This is a genomic window from Psittacicella gerlachiana (assembly GCF_003585965.1).
In the GTDB taxonomy this organism is placed as follows: Bacteria; Pseudomonadota; Gammaproteobacteria; order Enterobacterales; family Psittacicellaceae; genus Psittacicella; species Psittacicella gerlachiana.
Window position 1 is genome coordinate 1 of sequence record NZ_NRJF01000114.1, and the last position, 6,064, is coordinate 6,064.

Below are 6,064 nucleotides of genomic sequence, written 5' to 3' on the forward strand. Positions count from 1 at the left end.
ACTAGCTTTTACATTATATGATTTAAAAATAATAGTTATTCATGAAACTAATTTATATTTTTCTTGCAACAATTTGTGCTTTACTCTTTGCACAAAGTTCATTTGCTTATTTACAGTTTCCTAACTTAGATCCTGTAGCTTTTAGTATCATGGGATTTCAAGTTCGTTGGTATGGATTATTTTATCTCTTTGGCTTAGCCGGAGCTATTCTTTTAAATTACTTTTTACTAAAAAGCGATCATAAAAACTCTCAAACCTACAATGCAAATTTAACAGCTTCGCAATTTAATGATATTGCTATTAACTGCTTTTTAGCAGCTATTGTTGGAGGAAGACTCTTCTACGTGATTTTTTATGATTTAAATTATTATCTCCAACACCCTATAGAAATTTTCTACCTCCATAAAGGAGGCATGTCTTTTCATGGCGGATTTGTCGGAACAGTAGTTGCCTTGTATCTGCAAACACGCAAAGAAAAGAATTTTTGGCAAGTTGCAGATCTAGGAGCTACGGTAATTCCATTTGCTTTAGGATTAGGACGATGTGCTAATTTTATAAATGGGGAACTTTGGGGAAGAGTTACCGATGTTCCATGGGGAGTAGTTTTTCTGGGAGCCGGAGATTTACCTCGTCACCCCTCACAATTATATGAAGCCTTACTTGAAGGGGTAGTACTTTTAGTTATCCTCTTAATTGTGCGTAAAAAGCGCTTAAATCTTCCAGGACTACTTTCAGGAATCTTTGTCTTTGGTTACGGAGTAAGTAGATTTATTATCGAATTTTTCAGAGAACCGGATGCTCAATTAGGCTTTGTTCTAGGTCCTTTTACTCAAGGTCAACTTCTTTCTTTACCTATGATTATTATAGGTTTATGGATCATGTTCTCTAGTAAGAAACGAGCTATTTCTCAATGAAACAACAAACTTGGATTCTCAACTCTAACTATCAAGCTTCCGAGCTAGACAAAGAACAATATCAACTTTTTGCAAAAAGTTTAACTTCTATCCATGCCTCTAACCTCATGGAATATGAATTTAAAATTGGCTTTGAATTACATTCGAGTTTATTTAATACCCAAGTAACTCCGAGTACAGCTCCTACTTCCCTAGGACAATTACTTACTTATTGTCAGCAAATTTGTGGTAAATCTATAGAAGAAATATCACATAAGCATAATGTTGAGATGATTTATAGTCTCCATGAAAATCGAGGCTGGCTCGGAAATTTAATTGAAATTGCTTTAGGGGCAACTGCTGGATCAAAACCTACGCAAGATTTTATCAATCTCGGAATTGAACTTAAAACCCTTGCAATTGCAACCAATGGTAAAGCAAAAAGTGATATCTTTATCTCTAGCTTGCCGATAAATAAATTTATGCTTCAAAATTGGCAAACTAGCCATGTACTCTATAAACTAAAAAAGATTCTTTTTGTTCCCATTGAATATAATCCGGATATTTCCTTAGCTCAAAGAAGAATTGGTAAAGCTTTCCTTTGGTCTCCCAACAAAGAGGATTTAGCAATTATCAAGCAAGATTGGGAAACGATTATGCAGATAATTACTCAACAAGATTTTAATGCTTTAAAATCTAATGTGGGACAAATTCTTTGTGTTCGCACCAAAGCTTTAAATACTTCTCAAGCTGTATCCATTGAAGATACTGATGGTTTTAATCTCAACTTACCACCTTTATCTTTTTATCTACGTAGATCTTTTATTAATAACATCATAAACTCTAACTTTTATGAAAAAATATGATGCTGAACAACTGGTCATCTTAAAAGGTTTAGAACCGGTACAACAAAGACCAGGAATGTATACCATCACTACCAATCCTAACCACTTGCTCCAAGAAGTTCTCGATAACTCAGTTGACGAAGCAATTAATGGTTTTGGTAATAAAATTAACGTTACCCTTTATCCTGATAATAGCATTGAAGTCAGTGATAATGGAAGGGGTATGCCTGTAAATATTCACAAAGAAGAAGGGGTATCTGGAGTTGAGGTAATTTTAACTCGCTTACATGCGGGAGGAAAATTTAACGGCTCTAACTACGGTTTCTCAGGTGGTTTACATGGAGTAGGAGTAACCGTAGTTAATGCTCTTTCAAGCAAATTAGAAGTTACGGTAAAGCGTGACGGTAAAATTTATTTTATGCGCTTTAACTATGGACAAAGAGAAGAAGCTTTAAAAATAATTGGCAAATGTCCAAAATATGAAACCGGAACTAGCGTACGCTTTTGGACTGATGGCAAATACTTTGATAGTGATAAATTTGATATTAAAGCCTTAAATAAAATCTTTGAAGCTAAAGCCATCCTTGCACCAGGTTTAGAAATCGAATTTTCTGATCAACTACATCAAAATAAACAAATATGGTGTTATAAAAACGGCATGGAAGAGTATCTTCTTAGTCATTTAGAAAATGACTTTATGCCAAATCCCGTATTTACAGCTCATGCCAAAGGAGAGAATGAGGAATTAGATGTAAGTTTTGCGTGGAAATTTGATACTTCAGTAATCGTAAGCCAAGCTTTTACGAACTTAATTCCAAATAACTTAGGCGGAACTCATGTTAATGGCTTGCGTTCAGGGATTCTTGAAGCAGTAAGAGATTTTTGTAATCTCCATAATCTTCTTGATAAAAAGACAACTTTAGTTGCTGATGATGTATGGAATCATTGTAATTTTATTCTTTCACTTAAGATGAAAGATGCTCAATTCCAAGGGCAAACTAAAGAAAAGTTAACCTCAAGATCAGCTTCTTCCTTTGTAAGTTCTCAAGTTAAGGATTTATTTACCATTTGGTTAAATCAAAATACCTCTGTAGCTAATGAATTAGTACAAATTTTTATAAATAACGCTCGTAACCGTATTGCCAAAGAAAATAAGGTTATTCGTAAAAAAGTTAGTTCAGGTCCACGCTTACCAGGAAAACTAACTGACTGCATTTCTTCGGATATCTCTCGTACCGAGTTATTTATTGTTGAGGGTAACTCAGCTGGTGGCTCGGCTCGTATGGCTCGTAATAAAGAATTCCAAGCTATTCTCCCTTTAAGAGGTAAAATTTTAAATACTTGGGAAATTTCTTCAAATGAAGTACTCAAAAATAATGAAGTCCATGATATTGCCGTAGCTATTGGCATAGACCCTGATTCAAATGACCTCAGCGGTTTAAGATATGGAAAAATTTGTATTCTTGCCGATGCAGATAGTGATGGAGCTCATATTTCTACTTTAATTTGTGCCTTATTTATGAAGCACTTTCCTGCTTTAATTGACAAAGGACATGTTTACGTGGCTCTCCCTCCTTTATTTAGAATCGATATTGGCAGTAAAATTCATTATGTACTAGATGAATCCGAAAAAAATGCGGTTCTAGCTAAGTATAAAAATCAAAAAAATATTCGTATAACTCGTTTTAAAGGATTAGGTGAAATGAATCCTGATCAATTAAAAGAAACTACTCTTGATCCAAATAATCGTCGTCTTCTCCAGCTAACTTGGCAAAATAATCGAGCAAATGCAGAACAAACTGTAGATATGCTTTTAGCAAAACGTCGAGCAAGTGATCGTCGTGATTGGTTGGAAACTAAAGGTGATATTACAAAAGTAAGTGATTAATTATGACTGATATTAATAATATTAATTACGAAGGAGTCGAAGAATTTGACTTAGCTACCTACTGTGAGGATGCTTACTTAAACTATGCAACTTATGTTATTAAGGATCGTGTTTTACCTTACATAGGTGATGGACTCAAGCCTGTACAACGTCGTATTATTTATACTATGGCGATTGAAGGGATTAATAGTAAAGAAAAGAAAAAGAAATCTGCCTATACTGTAGGACAGGTTTTAGGACGTTTCCACCCTCACGGAGATTCAGCTTGTTATGAATCTTTAGTTATCATGGCTCAGGACTTTTCTTATCGCTACCCTTTAATCGGTGGACAAGGGAACTTTGGAGAATTATTTAATCCTAAAGGCTTTGCGGCTATGCGTTATACCGAAGCTTACCTCAGTCCTTACGCAAAATCCTTACTCAATGAATTAAATGCAGGTAATGTAGATTTTCAGCCTAACTATAATGGTGATGAAAAAGAACCTATCTATCTCCCATCGTTGTTACCTAATATAATTCTTAATGGAACTACGGGGATTGCCGTAGGGATGGCTACAGATATTCCACCTCATAATGTTAATGAAGTTGTAGATGCTTGTTGTCTCCTTATAGATAAACCTACCAGTTCCTTAGAAGAAGTAATGGAACATATTAAAGGTCCAGATTACCCTACAGGTGCAGAAATCACTAATAGTTTTCATGAACTATACGAGATCTATAAAACTGGAAGAGGAACTATACGCCAAAGAGCGGTTTGGCATCAAGAAAAAGACCAAATTATTATTACTCAGCTCCCTGCTCAGGCGGCAACCAACCTGATTCCTAAGATTGCTGAGTTAATTCAAAATAAAAAGACTCCGCAAATTGAAGATATTCGAGATGACTCTTCTGAAAGTGAAGTAAGAGTAGTGCTACAACTAAAATCTTCAAGAGTAGATACTCAAGCTCTAATGCAACAACTCTTTGTGCAAACTGACTTAGAAAAGACCCAAAGAGTTAATTTAAACATGATAGGTCTTAACGACAAACCAGCAGTAAAAGGCTTAGTTGAAATTCTCTCAGAATGGATTGAGTTTAGAAAAACTATTGTTCGTCGTCGCTATGAGTATCGTCTTGAAAAGGTCGCTAAAGAGCTAGCTCGTATTGAAGGATTTTTAATCGCCTTTAATAACCTAGATCAAGTTATCTCAATAGTCCGTAATCACGAAAAACCAAAAGAAGAGTTAATGCAGAGCTTTGCTTTAACCGAAGAGCAAGCAGTAGCTATTCTTGATCTACGTATTCGTAATCTTGCCAAACTTGAAGAAGAATCTTTAAAGAAACAAAAAGAAACTCTGTTAAAAGAGCAAACCCAAATAAATAATTTATTAGCTAGTAAAACTAAATTTAATAATCAAATTAAAAAAGAATTACTAGTTGCTAAAGAAGAGTTTGGCAATCCTCGCATTAGTACTTTAATTGAGCGGGAAGCAGCTAAACCAGCAGAAATTAACGAAGAAATTACTCAAGAAGATGTGACCGTAGTTATTTCTAAACAAGGTTGGATTAGATGTGGGAAAGGCCATGAAGTAAATTTAAACAATTTAAGTTATCGCAATGGAGATTCATTTGCTCAAGAACTCAAATGTAAAAATACAGATAACATTTATTTTGTAGATTCTACAGGAAGATCTTATAATATACTCGCAAATGATTTACCTAGCATGCGTGGCTATGGGGAATCTATCACAGCCTTTATTAAACTTCCTGATCAAGCTTCGATTAAAGGGATGTTTGTTGCCCAAGAACAACAATTTGTCTTATTGACCTCTACTTCTGGTGATGGTTTTTTAACTGAGGTTGAAAATCTCAAAAGTAAATCTAAGAGTGGAAAAAATATCTTTACCCTCAAAGATCAAGCTCAATTATTAGCTCCTATTGTTTTAGATCCTAACTTTAACTCTAACCAACAGTCGGGTATTTTTGAATGCTTAGTGATTACAAATACAGGTCGTTGTGTTAAATTTGAAACTAATGAAATTCCTGCTCGAGCTAAAGGTTCTGGAGTAAAATTAATTAATATCTCTACGAAAAACTTTGCTGATAACAGTGAATATCTAAAATTTGTTTTTATTGTAAATAGAGATAATAGCTTACAAATCAAAAATGGGAATCGTAAGTCTTCAATTAGTGCTAATGATTTAAATAGAGTAAAAGGTACAAGAGGCAATAAAGGAAGAGACATTATTAAAGGACTAACTGAGAACTCAGTTATTTCAATTAAATAATACTTGTAATTCTAAATTGGATTATGACTTCTTTTTATAATTGTCATCCAATTGCTTTTCTCTAGAAATCCCTAACCATAACTCTTAAAAAGCCTTAATTTGAGATCTAATTTTTTAAGATAGTTATGAAATTTTTTCATTTTAACGGTAAAATAAGCATTTAGAAAAACC

General features: G+C 34.1%; 4 protein-coding genes. All 4 read left to right on the forward strand.

Features of this window, described 5'->3' with window-relative positions; translation table 11 throughout:
- Positions 1 to 41 precede the first annotated feature (41 nt).
- Genes lgt through parC form a run of 4 tightly spaced genes read left to right on the forward strand, consistent with a single transcriptional unit; the run spans position 42 to position 5,893 of the window.
- Positions 42 to 914: a prolipoprotein diacylglyceryl transferase gene (lgt, locus tag CKF59_RS04340; protein WP_119534752.1), complete on the forward strand. Its 873-nt coding sequence runs from the start codon at positions 42 to 44 to the stop codon at positions 912 to 914.
- Entirely contained in the window at positions 911 to 1,759 is an 849-nt protein-coding gene (locus tag CKF59_RS04345) for a MutH/Sau3AI family endonuclease (protein WP_119534753.1), read from the forward strand. The genes lgt and CKF59_RS04345 overlap by 4 nt, the downstream gene beginning before the upstream one ends.
- Positions 1,746 to 3,626 (forward strand): DNA topoisomerase IV subunit B, encoded by a 1,881-nt coding sequence (gene parE / locus CKF59_RS04350; RefSeq protein ID WP_119534754.1) that lies wholly within the window; start codon positions 1,746 to 1,748, stop codon positions 3,624 to 3,626. Before CKF59_RS04345 ends, parE begins: the two co-directional genes overlap by 14 nt.
- 2 nt (positions 3,627 to 3,628) lie before the next feature.
- Positions 3,629 to 5,893: a DNA topoisomerase IV subunit A gene (gene parC / locus CKF59_RS04355; protein WP_245959269.1), complete on the forward strand. Its 2,265-nt coding sequence runs from the start codon at positions 3,629 to 3,631 to the stop codon at positions 5,891 to 5,893.
- Positions 5,894 to 6,064: the final 171 nt, after the last annotated feature.